Here is a 17992-nt window from a genome sequence, read left to right on the forward strand (position 1 = left end):
TTCCATTCTACTATGATAATCCGCCGTATCTTCTCGTACGCCGCTGATATTCAGCAACTGCTTCGTATAATTGTTGACGTCCGAATTCGGGCCAGTAAATGTCGGTGAACCATAGTTCACTATAAGCCGCCTGCCAGAGCATAAAATTACTCAATCTCAGTTCACCGCTTGTGCGGATCAAAAGATCAGGATCTGGTAATCCAGACGATAGCATATTTAAGGATATCATTTCCTCCGTAATATCTTCAGGAGCAACAGTTCCATCTTTAACTTCTCTGGCAATCTTCTTCACACTCTCTGTAATTTCCCGTCGACTGCCATAATTAAGTGCAAAATTCAATATAAGTCCAGTATTATTCTTAGTTCGTTCAATGGCTTCCTGCATAGCAGCGAAAGTATGAGGAGGTAAATCCTCTGTATGCCCCATCATTTGCACCTGAACGTTCTTTTCAATTAATTCATCCAATTCCAGAGCCAAAAATTCTTGTGGAAGCGACATTAGAAAATCAACTTCATCTTTTGGCCTTTTCCAGTTCTCTGTAGAGAATGCATAGAGCGTCAATATTGAAATCCCGAGTTCATCCGCCGCTATTGTCGCCCTTTTGACAGCCTTCATTCCGTTACGATGTCCGACAATCCGCGGCAATCCCAGTCTGCGAGCCCAGCGGCCATTACCATCCATAATGATAGCGACATGCTTTGGAATGTTTCCATCTGCAACTTCCGCAGTAGGCTGACTATTCCTTTTTTTCCACCAGGGTTGAAACAACTTAATCATTCCTTTTCCTCCAGCCGGTGATGAAAAAGAGACAAAACCCCACCGTAAATGGAGGGGCCGCTTTTCATCTCTTAAACTTCCATGATCTCTTTCTCTTTCGCAGCGAGCACTTTATCTACTTCTGCAATAAACTTATCTGTTGATTTCTGGATATCTTCCTGATGTCTGCGCGATTCATCTTCAGAGATATCACTTTTCTCAAGCTTCTTGATATCATCGTTAGCATCACGACGAATGTTGCGGATAGCTACTTTACCTTCTTCTCCGAATTTCTTCGTCATCTTCACGAGTTCAACGCGGCGTTCTTCAGTCAGTGCCGGGATCGACAAACGTATGGAAATACCATCATTTGCAGGAGTCAGTCCAAGATCCGACTTCTGGATTGCACGTTCGATATCAGCCAAAGAAGACTTATCCCAAGGCTGAATCATCAAAGTACGTGAATCTGGTGTATTAATGTTAGCAAGCTGATTTACAGGAGTCATTGCTCCGTAATATTCAACTTGAACGCGATCAAGTAGCGAAGGATTAGCTCTCCCGGCGCGAAGCGTCGCAAGATCTCTTTTAAGTGCCTGAATCGCTTTATCCATGCGTTCTTCAGCATGAGCTTTGATCGTTTGTGGCATTTAATCTACACTCCCTTTAACAATCGTCCCGATCTTCTCACCAAGGACGACACGCTTAATGTTGCCTTGCTCAGTAATTGCGAAAACAATAAGTGGAATGTTGTTATCCATACAAAGAGAAGAGGCCGTAGAATCCATAACACCAAGATTTTTGTTGAGCACTTCGAGATACGTAAGGCTCTCAAATTTTTCAGCATTCGGATCGATGAACGGGTCTGCAGAGTACACGCCATCTACTTTGTTCTTCGCCATCAGAATAACTTCAGCTTCGATTTCTGCAGCGCGGAGAGCAGCCGTCGTATCGGTCGAAAAGAACGGATTACCCGTCCCAGCGGCAAAAATAACAACCCGACCTTTTTCAAGGTGACGAATAGCCCGACGACGAATGTAAGGCTCAGCAATTTGCTGCATCGCGATGGACGTCTGTACCCTTGTCGGAACATCGATTTGTTCAAGCGCATCCTGCAATGCCAGAGAATTCATCACCGTAGCTAGCATACCCATATAATCAGCTGTAGCACGATCGATACCTTTAGCGCTACCAGCAATCCCACGCCAAATGTTTCCCCCACCACATACGATAGCAACTTCAACTCCGAGTTCAACAACTTCTTTCACTTGCTGAGCGATGGATGAAATAGTCTGCGCGTCGATACCGTACCCGTTCTGGCCGGAAAGAGACTCCCCACTGACCTTTAAGACAACACGTTTAAAAACTGGCTGTTCCAAATGTATACCCTCCACTAATAAACTCCTTTTGAACTACTCTCAAAAGGCGTCAGGTTAAAAAAGAAGGAACACGAAGTGTTCCAAGATATGCTTACCGTTCTATAGATATTATATGGTAATCGTGTATTAATTAGTTTTTCACTTGAGCCATAACTTCTTCTACGAAGTTATCCACTTTTTTCTCCAAACCTTCACCAAGTTCAAAACGAACGAAGCGACGGATTGAAATGTTTTCACCGATGGTGCTGATTTTTTCATTCAGCAAATGTGAGATAGTCTTGTCAGGGTCTTTAACAAAGCTTTGTTCCAACAAGCAAAATTCCTCATAGTATTTACCAATGCGGCCTTCAACCATTTTTTCAACGATTTTTTCTGGTTTGCCTTCATTCAAAGCTTGAGCCTTCAAGATTTCCTTTTCTTTTTCTACGTCTTCTTGAGGAACTTCTTCACGACGAACGTAACGTGGGCTAGATGCAGCAATATGCATTGCGATATCACGTGCAAATTCTTTAAATTGATCTGTCTTGGCAACGAAGTCAGTTTCGCAGTTGATTTCTACCAATACGCCGATGCGGCCACCAGCATGGATGTAAGATTCAACAACACCTTCAGTTGCAATACGACCTGCTTTGTTTGCAGCCGCTGCAAGACCCTTTTCACGAAGCAATTCAGTCGCTTTAGTCAAATCACCGTTAGCTTCCTCAAGCGCCTTTTTGCAATCAAGCATACCTGCACCAGTTTTTTCACGTAGTTCTTTTACCGCTTTAGCATCAACAGCCATGTTAGAATACCCTCCAAATCATGATTTAGAAATCAAACTTGCATTTTGAACTTTCTCTTTAAAAAAAGGGTAGTGAGAGGTTTGCACCTACCAACCACCCTTCTTCATTTAATTCAATCATTTATATAGATACCTGATTAAGCTGTAGTTTGTTCACCTTGGTTAGCTTCAATCACTGCATCTGCCATTTTTCCTGTCAACAATTTAACAGCGCGAATCGCGTCGTCGTTACCAGGAATAACGTAGTCGATTTCATCCGGATCGCAGTTAGTATCAACGATACCTACGATTGGAATACCAAGTTTGCGAGCTTCTGCTACTGCAATGCGCTCTTTGCGTGGATCAATTACGAACAGGGCGCTAGGCAACCCTTTCATGTTCTTAATCCCGCCGAGGAATTTCTCAAGGCGATCTTTCTCTTTGCGAAGAATGATAACTTCTTTCTTCGGCAATACGGAGAAAGTACCGTCTTCTTCCCAAGCTTCAAGTTGTTTCAAACGATCGATACGTTTTTGAATGGTTTGGAAGTTAGTCAGCGTTCCGCCGAGCCAGCGTTGGTTAATGAAGTATTGACCAGCGCGTTCTGCTTCTTCCTTAACAGAGTCTTGAGCTTGTTTCTTTGTTCCTACGAAGAGGATTGTACCATTGTCTTCTGCAATACTCTTAACAAAGTTGTAAGCTTCTTCGACTTTCTTTACCGTTTTTTGCAAATCGATAATGTAAATGCCGTTTCTTTCAGTGAAGATATAACGATCCATTTTCGGGTTCCAACGACGTGTTTGGTGTCCGAAGTGTACGCCTGCTTCAAGCAGTTGTTTCATGGAGATTACTGCCATCTTCACGCACCTCCTAAAATTGGTTTTTTTGATGCTTCCTCCGCCAGTATCATTTCCCGTCAAGACTTCAACTTTGTTGAAGCACCCTTAACGAAATCAACAAGCGTGCGTTATAACACCGTCAATTAATATACCATAACTAAAAATGGGATGCAAATGGATTTTACATAGAATCTTAATACTAATACTTCGGTTTGGCGGTTAGCTTCGTAATAATGGAATTAAAATCTTCACCAATCTCAAAATTATACGTACCTGTACGAATTTTAGTGTTGACCTTCTTATCTTTTGCCCGCTTGATAAAAGCTTCCTTGTCAGTAATTACACCAGATTTCTCAAGCCCTTCAGCTATCCCAGTCAGGGTGCTGCCTGAAACGATCTTGTACTCCACAATCACTTTCTTTGGCTTTGCCGGAGCTGCAGGAGCTGCTGGTTGTTCCGTGGACGGCGTTGTCACAGGCGATTCATTATTCACTGAAGAAACCTTTTTGTCCTGTGGGGTCTGAGGTTCTTCAGGAGTGGCAGGTTTTTTCGTTTCTTCGACTGGTTTAGTCTGGGATTCTCCTTGATTAGAAGAGGACTCAGGTTCACCATCCAGACCACCTGACTCATCAAGCGACTCCATCTTCTGCTTCCATTCTTCTTCAGTTAGAAGCTCCGTACCGTTCTCCACAACTTTTAAATCAAGTTCCTTTGCTGCATCTTCTATCTTTTGTTTCGTCCACAATTGACCTGTTTGGCTCTGGCCTAGATTCATCAATTGGAGTAATAATGCTCCTATGATCAACCCAATACCAAGCCCCATCATAAAATGGCGATTTTTAAACATTAGGTTGCCTCCCTCTTAGCTAACTGAAGGATAAGCTGGATTTCACCTCGTTGAATCCCAATCGTTTTGGCGATCATATCTATTGATTTGCCCTTCTCGTATAGATCAAACAACTCCGGGTACCTGTCACGAACAGATTCCGGAGCTTTCGTATCCAAATCGGCAGAATGATCTGGATGAGGTTGATCAGCAGCTAATACCGCCAATTGTTCAATAACATCGCTTGAAACCGGAATTACTGCCTCTTCCACAGCATAGCTAGTTTTCATAGCTGGTGCAGCTTCCGCAATATGCTCGACAGCCTTTCCGATTGTGGTGTTATTTCGGGATACTTGCTCCACTTCTATCATACGTTTACGCAATTCTACAATCTGTTCCTGCTGTGCCAGCTGCTTGGAGGCAAAATCCTGTTTCATTTGAGCGACGAGATCAATAAGCTCATCGTTCTCCTTTTCAATCTCTGACATATACTGCTCCAGAGTTGTTTCAAGCTCACCAATCCCGTTATTTACAGGAGCAGTAGTAGATTTGCGACTAGGTATTAACATAGCATAAACCACCACTGCTAATCCAAGCAGAACAATGTAGAACCATGGATCTCCAAATGACATTGTTATCCTCACCTTTGTTGAAACATTCATTTATAGAGGTTGTTCAAAAAGTCAACTTTTGATCACGAAGTAACACCAAGAAGTATATTCACATCGAATCTTGAATTCATCCGGTACTTCTGGTGCTCACGTACCCACTATGTACGCTCCGCTCCTCAGTCCCTAGATTCATCCAACCTTCTCGGTGCTGAAAATCTGACTTTTTGAACTTTCATTTAAATACTCTTTAAAGAGAGAAATCTATGTGCTTTCCTTTATAGGGATGCTCCGCCATTTGTTCTTTCTCCTGCTCTGCATGACTATCATCTTGTTTGGAATGTTCAGCATGTTGCTCTGAAGAACTGTTTCCATCACGTCTTACAGTAGTATTATGAGCACTCTCATCAACACCAGTGCTTCGCATGCGATCTTGTTCGTCTTTCTTGATGTTTTGAGCAGCGAGCAAGTTCTGATCGATTTGAGGCCGTTGTTGTCCTTCATTCTGAATTCGTCCTGCCTCGCTCGTTCGCGGAATCGCGATTTGCATTTCAACGGGCTTCATATTCATAGGATCACCTCATCGATTGTAAGAACAAATGGTTACTAGACGTAAGCCGACATCGAAATGTCTCCCTCACTATAATAGAAAGACATTCGAGAAATAGGCTCTTTTATATACTTCGTATACCGACCGATCACAATTTTGGAACCACCATAGATCATTTTTAGTACATCCACACGCGCTTTTCCAGTCTCCTCAAGAGCTTTTTCGATATCCAGCATACGTTCCTTCATATCATTAATCTCTTGGGTTTGTGATTTTTTGGTCAATCCAAGCTTGGAGCGCATCGCTACCTTATCTGGAGTCAGCTTACCGAATGAAGCTAATTGATCCAATAAAGAAAGCGCCTTCTCAGTCTTATCCAAATTAACATGAATATCCTTCACATTTTGACGTAGCTCCTGCAGCTCATTCCGCAGTTCCGGCAATACGCCAACCTCAATTGATGTGGTTGTGGACATTGGGTTACCGATGATTCTTGCAGTAACACGTTCCCCGGCCTGAATGCTGCCACCAACAATCAATCCTTTAGATCCGCTGCAAACAACGTCTTTACCTGCACGAATGTTGGAATGCATTATACTTTGCGAGACGATGACGTCTTCCCCAGCTACCACATTCCCATCCTGTATAAAGGAGCTCTTTACCTGATGCCCGGCCTTCACGATGCCTTTATTGTAACCGATAATGCCGCCGGAGATCTCAATAGAACCATCAGCGTACAATTCAGCGCCTTCTACACCGCCGATTACACGAATATCACCGGCTGCAGTGATTTTAAAACCGGTCAGAACATTTCCTCTCACAACGACAGTTCCAACAAAATCAATGTTTCCAGTACTATAGTCAACATTTCCATTAATTTCGTAAATAGGGAACACATTGAGCTTATCTTTATCCGTTTGCGTAACTAACCCATCGATAGCAGCATACAGAGCAGTCTGCTCAGGATTCAGAACTACGTTCTTGCCAATTTTAAAACGAGCTGCTTTACCTTCCTTGGCAGCGATGGTATCACCCGTAACAGCCGTTCCCGGACGACCGGGTACAGGAGGAACAAGCTCGGCAATCAATTGTCCTCTACGTACATTATTCAGACGTGTAATGTCTTTATAATCGACCGTCCCGTCTTCTGATTCAGCCGGCTTTTTCGTCTCATCATCAAAGCTGACTGCGTAACGAATTTTCCCATTCTCACCTTGAACCGACTCAATCCCTATTGCAATCGGCGTTCTGCTAAAGAAATATTCTTTGGGATTTATCGCAAAGCTGTTTACGATATCCTCCTGAATTCCGTATTTAATGCCCTCTCCCCGCAAAAAATGAAGGAGAGCTTCTGCTGTACAAGAAAACTCTTCTACCTTCATTATGAATTGCAGGTAGGCTACTGTCTTGTCATCATTAAGAGTAACACCAAGAATCTTTCCCAAATCACCCGTATGCTCCATTGGTCGTCCCCCCTTACAATCATTCATTTCGTAAAAGACAATTCTTCAATCCTCATGCATTAATAAGTCACGGTGTTTTTCTAAACTACCACGAAGTCGTAAAATTGCTTTCGAATGAAGTTGTGAAATGCGTGATGGTGACAACGACATCACTTCAGCGATTTCACTAAGCGATAAATCTTCATAATACAATAAGGAAACTACCGTACGTTCTTTATCGGTTAATTTCTCAATTCCTTTTGCAAGAGACTCTCGCAAATAGAACTCCCGTACTTTATAGTCAGGATTTTTAGCCTTTTCGTCAACGAGTAATGTAAGACGGGTCTCAGATTCTTCTTCACGAATCGGATCCTCCAGGGAACAAAGCGTCATAACAGCAACTTCCTGAAGCATTCCCTGGAATTCCTTCTCTGTTAAATTCAAATAATCGCTCATCTCGGAATCCGTTACCGAGCGAAGATACTGCTGCTCCAGATGTTGATAGCCTTCTTCTATTTTTTTAGCTTTTTCTCTGACAGAACGAGGTACCCAATCACCCTGTCTCAAGCCGTCAAGTATAGCTCCCCTGACCCTCCATGAAGCATAGGTCTCAAACTGAAGCCCCCGTTTGTAATCAAATTTCTCAACAGCATCGATCAGTCCCATTACGCCGTTGCTTGCTAAATCATCTTTTAATACATTTTTGGGCAGACCGACGGCCAGACGTCCTGAAACGTAGTCGACAATATGCAAATACTTCTCGATAAGTTGTTTCTTTGCCTCTAAATCTCCATTTTCCTTCCAATTTTCCCATACATCGGCATGATTCAGAGTGGAAGTCTTCCGTTCGTTCAATTGCCTTCACCCTCCTTAGTTTTCTGTCAGGTGACGAACAACATTAGCCAGCTCTACAGGATCTTTGTCGTCAGGTGTCTTAACTAATTTCGGTGGATTTAATGGTGCAAAATCTTGAGGCTGAGCCTGGGACTGAGAACTTGGAGGTTGTTTTAATAAATCATTCAATTCCTCACTCTCATCAGGAGTCATTAAATCAAGATTAGTACCTTTACCGTCTTGAGCTTGCAAAGCTGCCATTTCCTCAACCGCAAGGTCTGGGGGAAGCTCTTTCAAAAAACCGATCACCCAGTAGACAGCGAATGAGAGAACAAACCAAACGACAAATGCAATAATTCCACGGAATAGGCTTGTTGAGAACAAGTTATTCCCGGCGGATACAGCAAAACTTATTAGAAAACCAATGAAACCAAACAACAAGCAATATCGCATTTTTCCTGTCATGGCTACAATTCCTTTATACCCTTTTGTACACTGCGTATGAACAATATTCCACTTTCGCAATTCAGCTCAATGGTACGTCCGTAATTTCCCCCCGTATCTTCCCCAACAAGCGGAATGCCAAGATCAGATAATATGGTTTTACAGGATTCCACATTACGAGGACCGATTCGCATCGAATCCCCAGTACCCGCAAACGTAAACATTTGCGAGCCGCCTGCCATTTTGGCGACAAGTCGCTTCTTGGACGCACCTAGCTTAAGCACTTCCTGAACTAGCTTCGGTACCGCAGTGTCCGCATACTTCGCTAAGTTCAATGCCCCTTCTCGTGCAATTTCGGATGATGGCAGCATTACGTGAGCAAGTCCCGCTACCTTCTCTACTGGATCAAATAGTGTTACCCCGACACAGGATCCAAGACCAGTAGTACGAATTAATCCATACTCTGAAATTACGTTCAAATCGGCCATTCCAACTTTTACGATACGTTGCTCATCAATCATTCTCGATGGGCACTCCTAAAGCAGTAAAGATTTTGGAGAAGGACTCGGGGTCAGGTATTAGAAAAAACTGTCCTTCTACTTCATGATTACCTTCAATAAAGGTTGTATCGATCAACAGGGCTGAATCTCCCATCTCACCAAATTGCAGCAAACCATAGCTTAGAATAGCACCAGCCATATCCAGAGCTAAAGCAGGAACTGTCGGGATCATGCTTAACTTTGTGAAGTCAGCTAATGAGGATAGATATGATCCCGCCAAAATGTTGCCAATTTCCGATAGTGCAGACCATTCCATTTCGGAGAAGCTATCACCGTTCTCCACTTCAAGACCCGCTAATCGGTGTAACAATTTTTTAGCTGCTTCTGGACTAAGTATAAAAAACAGATTACCAGGCGTGTCTCCTTCGACTCGAAGAAAAACAGCTAGTACAATATTCTCAGCCCCTCCTACACGGTCAGCTACAGCTTCGAAAGGTAGCATTTGAACTTTAGGAACTGCCATGTCAATCGGTTTGTCGAGTAGTCTGGAAAGAGCAGTAGCAGCATTACCTGCTCCAATATTCCCGACCTCCTTCAGAACATCCATTTTAAATTCCTTAAAGTTCTTGAACAGATCCACAGCCTATCCCTCTAAGCTTTCTAGTTGGATAATTTCGTTACGATTCAAAACTTCTGATAAATTAAGCATTACAAGAAGACGTTCATCTGAAATTCGGGCAACCCCTTGCAGGTATTTTGCCTTGACTCCACCCACTACATCTGGTGGTGAATCAATGGTATCAGAATTCAGATCGATTACATCGTTAGCGGAGTCGACGATAAAGCCAACTTCCATTTCATTTGCTGCCACGATGATAATTCTTGACTGATCCGTAAAGTCTGCCTCAGGAAGTCCGAAACGCCCCCGCAGATCGATAACCGGGATAACGACACCACGAAGATTAATAACACCTTTAACAAAAGAAAACGTCTTGGGTACTCTAGTAATCGGTATCATACGCTCGATAGTCTGCACCTTGTCTACTTCAATGCCGTATTCTTCTTCTCCAAGCTTGAAAACAATGACTTTAATTTCCTCTCCCATGGTTACCCCTCCTTAATGGTCCCGGTCAAATGTACAAAATTTGAACCGAGTGTAAAAAACTCATCGACTATTTAATAAATGCATTCGGATCGATAATAAGTGCAACTTGTCCATCGCCCAAAATGGTAGCCCCGGCAACTCCCTGAATTGAAGGAAGATATTTACCAAGATTTTTGATAACTATTTCACTTTGACCAATGAAATCTTCAACCGTCAGAGCAGCTAACCGTTCGCCCTTACGAACAACAACCATTTCGGTTTCCTCTTCCGCAGCCTCAGCAAAATCTGGAATATCAAACAGTTGAGACAGTGACATTACTGGGATATGAGTATCACGATAAGGGATCATGGTGTATCCATGAACATTTCGGATTTGATCCCTTTTGATTAATCCAGTCTCGACAATGGAAGACAGAGGAATCGCATATTTCTCTAAACCTACCTTAATCAACATAGCTGAAATGATAGAAAGAGTCAGAGGCAATTGTACAGAAAATTTAGTCCCTTGACCAAGCTTAGATTCAACCGAAACTACACCGCTTAGCGACTCGATTTTGGATCTAACAACATCCAAGCCTACACCACGACCGGATACATCCGTAATAACTTCAGCTGTGCTAAATCCAGGAGCGAACAGAAGCATAAATACCTGTTCATCTGTCATTTGAGAAGCTTCGCTCTCAGTGACAATTCCATTTTTGAGCGCCTTGCCAAGTACTTTATGACGGTCAATCCCGCTACCATCGTCTTCAATTTCAATAAAGACATGATTTCCACTATGGAAAGCTCTTAACTGAACAGTACCTGTCTCTGGCTTGCCAAGTGCAATACGCTGGGCTGTGGACTCAACCCCATGGTCAACTGCGTTGCGAAGCAAGTGAACCAGCGGATCACCAATTTCGTCGATGACGGTGCGGTCCATTTCGGTTTCAGCACCTGTGATCACAAGATCAATTTTTTTATCGAGCGATTTGGACAGATCTCGAACCATCCGCGGGAAACGGCTAAATACGGTATCAACCTGAACCATTCGAAGCTTCAGAACTATGTTCTGGAGATCACTTCCGACACGGCTCATATGCTCAACTGTTTCCGTCAGATCGGAACGCTTCACTTCATTAGCCAGCTGTTCAAGACGCGCTCGGTCAATAAGTAATTCACTTAAAAGATTCATTAACACATCCAGCCGGTCAATATCTACGCGAATCGTTCTGGAAGGTGCTGAACCGCCTGCCGTGCGACTCGCAGGTTTACTCTTGTCCGCATCTGGTACTGCTTTACCAGCTGTTTTATTAGCAGCTTCCTCTTCAGAAGCAACTTCAGCAGTTGGAGTGGCAGCAGCGGTTTCTTTCACACCTGAAACAAGCTGTGATAAAGTATCCTGATCAAGCAGCATAACTTCAGCAGTTTCAATTTCGGATAAGTTCAAAATCATGCTTTGCAGTTCCGCAGCATCTTTCTGCGTTATGTAATAAAGTGAAAAGCTGCGATCAAATTTTTCCTGTTCAATATCCTGTACTGTCGGATGCGATTTAACAATTTCACCATAGCGTTCAAGCAAATCAAATACCAAGTACGCCCGAGCCGCTTTAAGCTGGCAATCTTCCCGGATGGAAACATTGATATGCATGACCTTGTGACCTTCAGCTATCGATTGCTCCAATACTGAATACTGATATTCATCCAATTGAATGTTACCCGATTCAGCTGAACTCTTGGTTGCTGGAGCCGACGAACTGTTACCTGACGGTACACCCTCGCCCTTAACGATAGCCTGAAGCGAAGCAACGATCGAACTTACGTCCGCTTTTCCCTCTCCGCCTTGCGTGATATCCTGAACCATCGATTGTAAGGCATCAAGACTCTTAAATAGAGTATCAAATATGAAGTCTTGCATCTTCAGCTTCTCGTTCCGCACTAGATCAAGGACGTTCTCCATCTGATGCGTCAAGGACGATAGATCCTCAAAGCCCATCGTTGCAGCCATACCTTTTAACGTATGGGCGGATCTAAAAATGACCTGAACGATCCCTATGTCTTCAGGATTGTTCTCCAACTCTAGCATATTTTCATTCAGTGACTGCAAATGATCATTCGACTCATCGATAAACATGGATAAATATTGATTCATGTCCATGGTGAGGCACCTCCTTCAAGAGATTCCATTATTTCACAATCTGTACTAACTTAAGGCCAATCTCATTAAGCGGTAACACATTATTGACGCATCCCAGTTCTACAGCAGAACGAGGCATTCCATAAACAACGCAAGTTTCTTCACTCTCTGCAATCGTCGAAGTGACACCACTGTCATACAATTTCTTCATTGCCTTCGCTCCATCACTCCCCATGCCGGTTAATAACACGACATGACGTTTCAGAGATTCCAGCGGAAGCAGCGATTCATATAGAACATCTACTGAAGGGCGATGCCCACTGCGAGGCGCATGCTCTGATAGATTCAGCTTATATTTCCCTCCAGCACTTAAGCTGACGTTCATATGATGCCCCCCGGGAGCTATGTATGCCGTTCCAGCAAGCAGCTCCATCCCTTCTTCCGCCTCTACAACGTTCAGCGCGCTTAAACTATCCAGTCGCTGAGCTAACGATTTTGTGAAGTTCGCAGGCATATGCTGAACGATCACGATTGGTGCGGGAAAATGAGCCGGAATTTTCTCTAACACCGCTTTTAGAGCTTTTGGACCTCCGGTTGAAGTACCGATCGCGACCAAATCCGTGAAGCCTTTTTTTGATAATGACGGTGATGCTCTCCCTAAATCTATTGGTGTGTCCTTTACCGCAGGTATATCAACCATTGATGAGCTTGGTGGCGACATCGAAGTCGTGTCGGTATTTTCTCCACTCAGCTTTTTACGGGAGATAGACGGAGCCGCTTTCTGTTGATCGTCTTTAGGCTGCTTCCCAGCCAAAGGTTTTACCATATCCTTAACCTTTTTTCTAGTACTGACAGCCGGTGGAGCTATACTAGATTTGGATGGCCCAACAGACGATTTGTTATCTGAGACCGTAGAAGCTTCATTCTTGAAGTCTAAGGTAAGCTTATCCCGCTGATCCAGATCTTGCGCACTTCCTTTATCACTCGCTGAATTGTCCAGTATTGTTCTCTTAGACTGAATCGGCGGAGTTTTAGGAGTTTTGGGAGGCATTATTTCAGGAAGCTTCTTCTCCAATGCCGCTTGTCTGGCCAGCTTTCTTTCTTTAGCAAGCATTGCTGCACGGATTTGCTCACGAAGCTGTCGACCTACCTCTTCAATATCATGTGAGCTAGTGGATACCGATGGTTTTCGAATAAAGTCAAATGCCCCAAGCTCTAATGCCATAATCGTTTCTTGCATGCCCTGCTCATTAATTCCAGAGAGCATTATAACTGGCAGAGGGTGCTTACTCATGATAACCTTAAGAGCCTCAAGCCCATTCAACTCAGGCATTTCAACATCCATTGTAACGAGATCAGGGGAAAGTTTTGCGATCATTTCAATTGCTTCTCGTCCATTTTTAGCCGTTCCAACCACATGAAATACCGGATCCTGCTCGATTAGGTCAGAAACGATTTTTCGCATGAACGCTGAATCGTCAACTACCATAACCTGATATATCATACTGTTCCACCTCAGTTCCTTGATGCAGAATCATTTTGTGCGTTTGAACCAGTTATTCATAAATCTCTTGATTCCTGATACAGTATCATTTGATTTCGACTGTGGAATATCCATGTACATCATGGCCAGGCGTTGTATATCACGCGCAGCCGCACAACCGGGGTAGGCTGTAGAAAAAGGAATTTGTTTTTTTACCGCTTGCATTACATGGGGATCATCACTCATAAATCCCAGCATCGAAATCTCTTTATCCAGGAAGCGATGAGCAACAAGCGTAATTTTGTCAGCAACCTCACGCGCCTCTCTGAGGTCAGTTGCTCTGTTAACAATGAGCTTAAAAGGAACGTCACTGTTAATTCCATGTACGACCTTGATTAATGCATAAGCATCAGTAATTGCTGTCGGCTCAGGAGTAGTGACTACCAAAGTCTCATCAGCAGCGGTAATAAATTTTAATGTTTCTTTAGAAAGACCGGCTCCCGTGTCGAAAATGATATAATCCATCTCTTCTGAAACCTTCTCCAGCTCAGAGGTGAAGTAATTCAAATCATTATCCGACAGCTTAAATAAGTCAGCCATTCCCGACCCTCCCGCAATAAAGGGAAGACCCTGTGTTCCTAATTCAATAATTTCTTTAATGCCCTTCTCACCTTTAAGCAAATGATACAAACTATATCTCGGTCTGACTCCCATCAATACATCAATATTTGCCATACCAATATCAGCATCGAATAGAAGTACTTTACGACCGAATGATTTTAAGGCTAAAGCGAAGTTAAGCGTAAAATTTGATTTCCCAACTCCACCTTTGCCACTGCAAACAGTTAATATACGAGCAGGTCCCGATGATGTCCCCTTGTTATTGCCATTCACTCCAGAGAATCTTTCTCTTAAAGTAACCAGATCTCTTAGTGTCTGAGCTTGGTCATTCATGAACTGAACTCTCCCATTATCATATCAATTAGCATGTTCTGATTAGACAGAAGCAGATCATCCGGGACATTTTGCCCATTAGTGATATATGACAACTTAACAGGATAATCATTCATGAGGTTAAACATCGGTCCAACGCTTTCTGTTTCGTCTAGCTTCGTAAAAATTACTTTATCCAGACCATATCTACTGAAATGCTCCGCAATTTTCTTCATATCCTGCGCCTTGGAAGTCAAGCTGAGCACCAGATAAGTCTCACTTTGTTCGGAAGGGCTAAGCAAGCTGTGAAGCTCTGCTACATAAATTTCATTCAAATAGTTTCTTCCTGCTGTATCCATCAAAATTAAATCGCAATCATCTAATCGCTGAAAAGCTCTTTGCACATCTCCCGGCGATTGAACGACCTCAAGAGGTACATTTAAAATAGAGGCATATGTTCGAAGCTGTTCAACTGCTGAAATCCGGTAAGTATCAGCTGTAATAAAGCCTACCTTTTTACGGACTCTGAATATTTGATCAGCTGCAAGCTTCGCAATCGTTGTCGTTTTTCCAACACCTGTAGGACCAGCAATATACACGATTCGTGTATTTTCGCCAATCCCCTCGCCTATGCGCTCCTCCAGAAATGAGCCAAGTTGCTGACGAACCTGTCTTTCCAACTCATCATCAGAAATTGATTTGTCCGAATCAATCCATTTCTGATAGGTCTTATCGATCCAGTTATCAACTAGCTCTGCTGATATTTCTTGTTCAAGCATTCGATTCTTAATCGCGTCTAAAGCCTTCGGAAGTTCTAAATCACCTTTCTGCTGTTTGGCTAATTGGCCGATCCAGCTCTTCATTTCCCTTATCTCACTAAGCAATTGCTCTTCCTTTAATCGATAGGACTGATCAACAACGGTGCTGACATGCTCCGTTGTCTGAACCGGATTTTGATATTCATCCTCCAATGATTTCCGAAGCGTATCCTCCCATTTTTTCACTGCTGATTCATCTTTTTTAGGTATTAAAGGAACGTTCAGTTCTTCATTTGAGGTTGCACCCACGCCAGAACCCGATGTCATTTGCGATGTTCTGCGATAGGCTTCAGGAACTGATTGTCTTGCCACGGCTACTTGTGGAGAAGAAGATACCACAGGCCGCGGCACATTTACTTTAGGAGCTGGCTTGTCATTTCCCTCTGAAGCAGCAATGACTTCAATTTTCTTCTTCTGGAACATTCCCAGAAATCCGCCAATTTTCATCTCCTTTGTGCTCAAAATAACCGCATCTGCTCCTAGCTCGCTACGAATTTTAAGCATTGCATCCGGCATTGTGTCGACGATATACCGTTTTACTCTCATAAGTTCACCACCCCGACACTTTGGATTTCAACATTGGGTTCCAGTTCACTATAGGACAATACCGGTATATCCTGCATGCTGCGTTCAATAACCTGACGCAAGTACATACGAATTGTCGGAGAGGTCAGAACGATAGGTTGTTGTCCGGATTGGATAAGTCTGTTGATCTGTTCCGTTAACTTCTGGAACACATTCTGTGTGGATACCGGATCTAACGCTAAGTAACTGCCTTGTTCGGATTGCTGAACACTCTCGGCGATTTTTTTCTCAAGTGAAGGTCCTACTGTTATGACACGCATCGTCTCGCCTTGCTTCGTATATTGCTGTGTAATCTGCCTGGAGAGCGCCTGTCTGACATATTCAGTCAAAATATCCGGGTCCTTCGTATAAGTTCCGTAATCAGCCAAGGTTTCAAAAATCGTTACCATATCGCGAATAGATATTTTCTCGCGAAGCAGCTTGCCAAGTACCTTCTGAACATCACCGATCGACAATACGGAAGGAATCAGCTCATCAACAAGTACGGCATATCCCTCTTTGAGATTATCAACAAGCGCCTTCGTTTCCTGACGGCCAAGCAGCTCATGTGCGTGCTTCTTGATCATTTCCGTCAAATGCGTAGCAACCACAGAAGGAGGATCAACCACCGTATAGCCTGACAATTCTGCACGATCTTTAGTTGATTCATCAATCCATAACGCTGGCAATCCAAACGCAGGCTCCTGAGTCTCAATACCTGTAATTGAGTCATCGTCCATCCCAGGACTCATTGCCAAATAGTGATTAAGTAATAATTCACCACCGCCAACGACATTTCCTTTAATTTTGATGACATATTCATTCGGTTTAAGTTGAATATTGTCGCGAATTCGAATAACCGGCACAACTAAACCCATTTCAAGTGCACATTGACGTCTGATCATGATAATTCGATCCAGTAAATCCCCACCTTGTGCTGTATCGGCAAGCGGAATAAGTCCGTATCCAAATTCGAATTCGATTGGATCAACTTGAAGCAGGTTGATCACGCTCTCTGGGCTTCGCACCTCTTCGATTTGCTGTTCCTCCTCTTGCATTTCCTGCTCGATAACTCTTCGATCCATATTTTTTTGCATCCGTCTTGCTGCGTAGATCAGCATTCCGGCGAAAGGTAATGTAGTCCATGGACCAATCGGTGTAAACAAACCGAGGAGTGCGATCGTTCCAGCTACGATATAAATCAATTTCGGGTAAGTAAACAACTGACCTGTAATATCATCAGCCAAATTGCCTTCTGAAGAGGCACGTGTAACGATCAGACCCGAAGCTGTGGAAATCAACAGCGCAGGAATCTGGCTAACAAGACCGTCACCAATTGTGAGTATCGAATATGTAGATAACGCTTCACCAAAGCCCATACCATGAATCGACATACCGATAATGAAACCGCCGATCAGGTTAATAAGCAAAATGATGATGCTGGCGATGGCATCCCCTTTGACGAATTTACTCGCCCCGTCCATCGCACCATAGAAATCGGCTTCACGCTCGATTTTACTGCGGCGTTCCCTAGCTTGCTGCTCATTAATCAACCCAGCGTTCAGGTCAGCGTCAATACTCATCTGCTTACCTGGCATGGCGTCGAGTGTAAAGCGAGCGGCAACCTCAGCCACACGCTCAGAACCTTTAGTGATTACGATAAATTGGACCACTACCAGGATCAGGAAGACAACAAAACCGACTACGGGCTCGCCTTGGGATACCCATGCGCCAAATGTTGCCACAACGTCACCGGCTTTGGCTTGTCCCAAAATAAGCTTGGTAGTCGATACGTTAAGCGCTAATCTGAATAGCGTCGTGATGAGCAACATAGCAGGAAAAATGGAAAACTGCAGTGCTTCTTTCGTATTCATTGCAACTAATAAAATCAATAAGGAAACAGATATGTTTATAATAAGTAGAATATCGAGCAGCCATGTCGGGATCGGGACAATCATTAACAGAACAATACCGATAATTCCAACAAGGATGAAAATATCTTTAAACTTTTTCACCGGTTTTCCCTCCGATCCCGAG

Annotated in this window: 19 protein-coding genes; all 19 read right to left on the bottom strand. The window is 43.4% G+C overall.

Annotated elements, in window-relative coordinates; all coding sequences use genetic code 11:
* Positions 1 to 10: 10 nt before the first annotated feature.
* A complete protein-coding gene (locus tag BLS49_RS01985; RefSeq protein WP_091226261.1) occupies positions 11 to 778 on the bottom strand; it encodes an undecaprenyl pyrophosphate synthase in 768 nt (255 codons plus the stop codon).
* 71 nt (positions 779 to 849) lie between these two features.
* Entirely contained in the window at positions 850 to 1404 is a 555-nt protein-coding gene (gene frr, locus BLS49_RS01990) for a ribosome recycling factor (protein WP_091226263.1), read from the bottom strand.
* Positions 1405 to 2133, bottom strand: a complete 729-nt coding sequence (gene pyrH / locus BLS49_RS01995) for a UMP kinase (RefSeq protein ID WP_091226265.1) — start codon at positions 2131 to 2133, stop codon at positions 1405 to 1407.
* A gap of 130 nt (positions 2134 to 2263) precedes the next feature.
* Entirely contained in the window at positions 2264 to 2914 is a 651-nt protein-coding gene (tsf, locus tag BLS49_RS02000) for a translation elongation factor Ts (protein ID WP_091226267.1), read from the bottom strand.
* Between the two features lie 137 nt (positions 2915 to 3051).
* Positions 3052 to 3750 carry a 30S ribosomal protein S2 gene (rpsB, locus tag BLS49_RS02005; protein ID WP_091226268.1) on the bottom strand — a complete coding sequence of 233 codons (699 nt, stop codon included), beginning with the start codon at positions 3748 to 3750 and terminating at the stop codon, positions 3052 to 3054.
* Positions 3751 to 3931: 181 nt separating this feature from the next.
* A complete protein-coding gene (locus BLS49_RS02010) occupies positions 3932 to 4579 on the bottom strand; it encodes a hypothetical protein (protein WP_091226270.1) in 648 nt (215 codons plus the stop codon).
* On the bottom strand, positions 4579 to 5190 hold the full coding sequence (locus BLS49_RS02015) for a hypothetical protein (protein ID WP_091226271.1): 612 nt from the start codon (positions 5188 to 5190) through the stop codon (positions 4579 to 4581). Before BLS49_RS02015 ends, BLS49_RS02010 begins: the two co-directional genes overlap by 1 nt.
* 226 nt (positions 5191 to 5416) lie before the next feature.
* Positions 5417 to 5737, bottom strand: coding sequence for a hypothetical protein (locus BLS49_RS02020; RefSeq protein ID WP_091226273.1), 321 nt, complete (start codon positions 5735 to 5737; stop codon positions 5417 to 5419).
* A gap of 35 nt (positions 5738 to 5772) precedes the next feature.
* On the bottom strand, positions 5773 to 7179 hold the full coding sequence (locus tag BLS49_RS02025) for a flagellar assembly protein A (RefSeq protein WP_091226275.1): 1407 nt from the start codon (positions 7177 to 7179) through the stop codon (positions 5773 to 5775).
* 45 nt (positions 7180 to 7224) lie between these two features.
* Positions 7225 to 8013: a FliA/WhiG family RNA polymerase sigma factor gene (locus BLS49_RS02030; RefSeq protein WP_091226277.1), complete on the bottom strand. Its 789-nt coding sequence runs from the start codon at positions 8011 to 8013 to the stop codon at positions 7225 to 7227.
* Between the two features lie 15 nt (positions 8014 to 8028).
* The gene (locus BLS49_RS02035; protein WP_091226278.1) at positions 8029 to 8457 is read right to left on the bottom strand and encodes a hypothetical protein; all 429 of its coding nucleotides are present in this window, start codon (positions 8455 to 8457) and stop codon (positions 8029 to 8031) included.
* A 2-nt stretch (positions 8458 to 8459) separates the two neighbouring features.
* Positions 8460 to 8957 (bottom strand): chemotaxis protein CheD, encoded by a 498-nt coding sequence (locus tag BLS49_RS02040; RefSeq protein ID WP_091226280.1) that lies wholly within the window; start codon positions 8955 to 8957, stop codon positions 8460 to 8462.
* Complete coding sequence (locus BLS49_RS02045; protein WP_220482738.1) at positions 8950 to 9543, bottom strand: chemotaxis protein CheC; 594 nt, start codon at positions 9541 to 9543, stop codon at positions 8950 to 8952. The genes BLS49_RS02040 and BLS49_RS02045 overlap by 8 nt, the downstream gene beginning before the upstream one ends.
* Positions 9544 to 9579: 36 nt before the next feature.
* Positions 9580 to 10041 (bottom strand): chemotaxis protein CheW, encoded by a 462-nt coding sequence (locus BLS49_RS02050; protein ID WP_091226283.1) that lies wholly within the window; start codon positions 10039 to 10041, stop codon positions 9580 to 9582.
* Between the two features lie 67 nt (positions 10042 to 10108).
* Positions 10109 to 12178, bottom strand: a complete 2070-nt coding sequence (locus BLS49_RS02055; protein ID WP_091226285.1) for a chemotaxis protein CheA — start codon at positions 12176 to 12178, stop codon at positions 10109 to 10111.
* 28 nt (positions 12179 to 12206) lie between these two features.
* On the bottom strand, positions 12207 to 13661 hold the full coding sequence (locus tag BLS49_RS02060; protein WP_091226287.1) for a protein-glutamate methylesterase/protein-glutamine glutaminase: 1455 nt from the start codon (positions 13659 to 13661) through the stop codon (positions 12207 to 12209).
* Between the two features lie 30 nt (positions 13662 to 13691).
* On the bottom strand, positions 13692 to 14594 hold the full coding sequence (locus BLS49_RS02065; protein WP_091226289.1) for a MinD/ParA family protein: 903 nt from the start codon (positions 14592 to 14594) through the stop codon (positions 13692 to 13694).
* A complete protein-coding gene (gene flhF / locus BLS49_RS02070) occupies positions 14591 to 15937 on the bottom strand; it encodes a flagellar biosynthesis GTPase FlhF (RefSeq protein ID WP_091226291.1) in 1347 nt (448 codons plus the stop codon). Before flhF ends, BLS49_RS02065 begins: the two co-directional genes overlap by 4 nt.
* Entirely contained in the window at positions 15934 to 17970 is a 2037-nt protein-coding gene (flhA, locus tag BLS49_RS02075; protein WP_091226292.1) for a flagellar biosynthesis protein FlhA, read from the bottom strand. The genes flhF and flhA overlap by 4 nt, the downstream gene beginning before the upstream one ends.
* Between the last annotated feature and the right edge of the window lie 22 nt (positions 17971 to 17992).

The organism is Fontibacillus panacisegetis (genome assembly GCF_900102215.1).
Lineage (GTDB): Bacteria > Bacillota > Bacilli > Paenibacillales > Paenibacillaceae > Fontibacillus > Fontibacillus panacisegetis.

Coding starts and splice junctions, on each gene's coding strand:
- BLS49_RS01985 (WP_091226261.1), bottom strand. CDS start 778: ATGATTAAGTTGTTTCAACCCTGGTGGAAAAAAAGGAATAGTCAGCCT.
- frr (WP_091226263.1), bottom strand. CDS start 1,404: ATGCCACAAACGATCAAAGCTCATGCTGAAGAACGCATGGATAAAGCG.
- tsf (WP_091226267.1), bottom strand. CDS start 2,914: ATGGCTGTTGATGCTAAAGCGGTAAAAGAACTACGTGAAAAAACTGGT.
- rpsB (WP_091226268.1), bottom strand. CDS start 3,750: ATGGCAGTAATCTCCATGAAACAACTGCTTGAAGCAGGCGTACACTTC.
- BLS49_RS02010 (WP_091226270.1), bottom strand. CDS start 4,579: ATGTTTAAAAATCGCCATTTTATGATGGGGCTTGGTATTGGGTTGATC.
- BLS49_RS02015 (WP_091226271.1), bottom strand. CDS start 5,190: ATGTCATTTGGAGATCCATGGTTCTACATTGTTCTGCTTGGATTAGCA.
- BLS49_RS02020 (WP_091226273.1), bottom strand. CDS start 5,737: ATGAATATGAAGCCCGTTGAAATGCAAATCGCGATTCCGCGAACGAGC.
- BLS49_RS02025 (WP_091226275.1), bottom strand. CDS start 7,179: ATGGAGCATACGGGTGATTTGGGAAAGATTCTTGGTGTTACTCTTAAT.
- BLS49_RS02035 (WP_091226278.1), bottom strand. CDS start 8,457: ATGACAGGAAAAATGCGATATTGCTTGTTGTTTGGTTTCATTGGTTTT.
- BLS49_RS02040 (WP_091226280.1), bottom strand. CDS start 8,957: ATGATTGATGAGCAACGTATCGTAAAAGTTGGAATGGCCGATTTGAAC.
- BLS49_RS02045 (WP_220482738.1), bottom strand. CDS start 9,543: ATGGATGTTCTGAAGGAGGTCGGGAATATTGGAGCAGGTAATGCTGCT.
- BLS49_RS02050 (WP_091226283.1), bottom strand. CDS start 10,041: ATGGGAGAGGAAATTAAAGTCATTGTTTTCAAGCTTGGAGAAGAAGAA.
- BLS49_RS02055 (WP_091226285.1), bottom strand. CDS start 12,178: ATGGACATGAATCAATATTTATCCATGTTTATCGATGAGTCGAATGAT.
- BLS49_RS02060 (WP_091226287.1), bottom strand. CDS start 13,661: ATGATATATCAGGTTATGGTAGTTGACGATTCAGCGTTCATGCGAAAA.
- BLS49_RS02065 (WP_091226289.1), bottom strand. CDS start 14,594: ATGAATGACCAAGCTCAGACACTAAGAGATCTGGTTACTTTAAGAGAA.
- flhF (WP_091226291.1), bottom strand. CDS start 15,937: ATGAGAGTAAAACGGTATATCGTCGACACAATGCCGGATGCAATGCTT.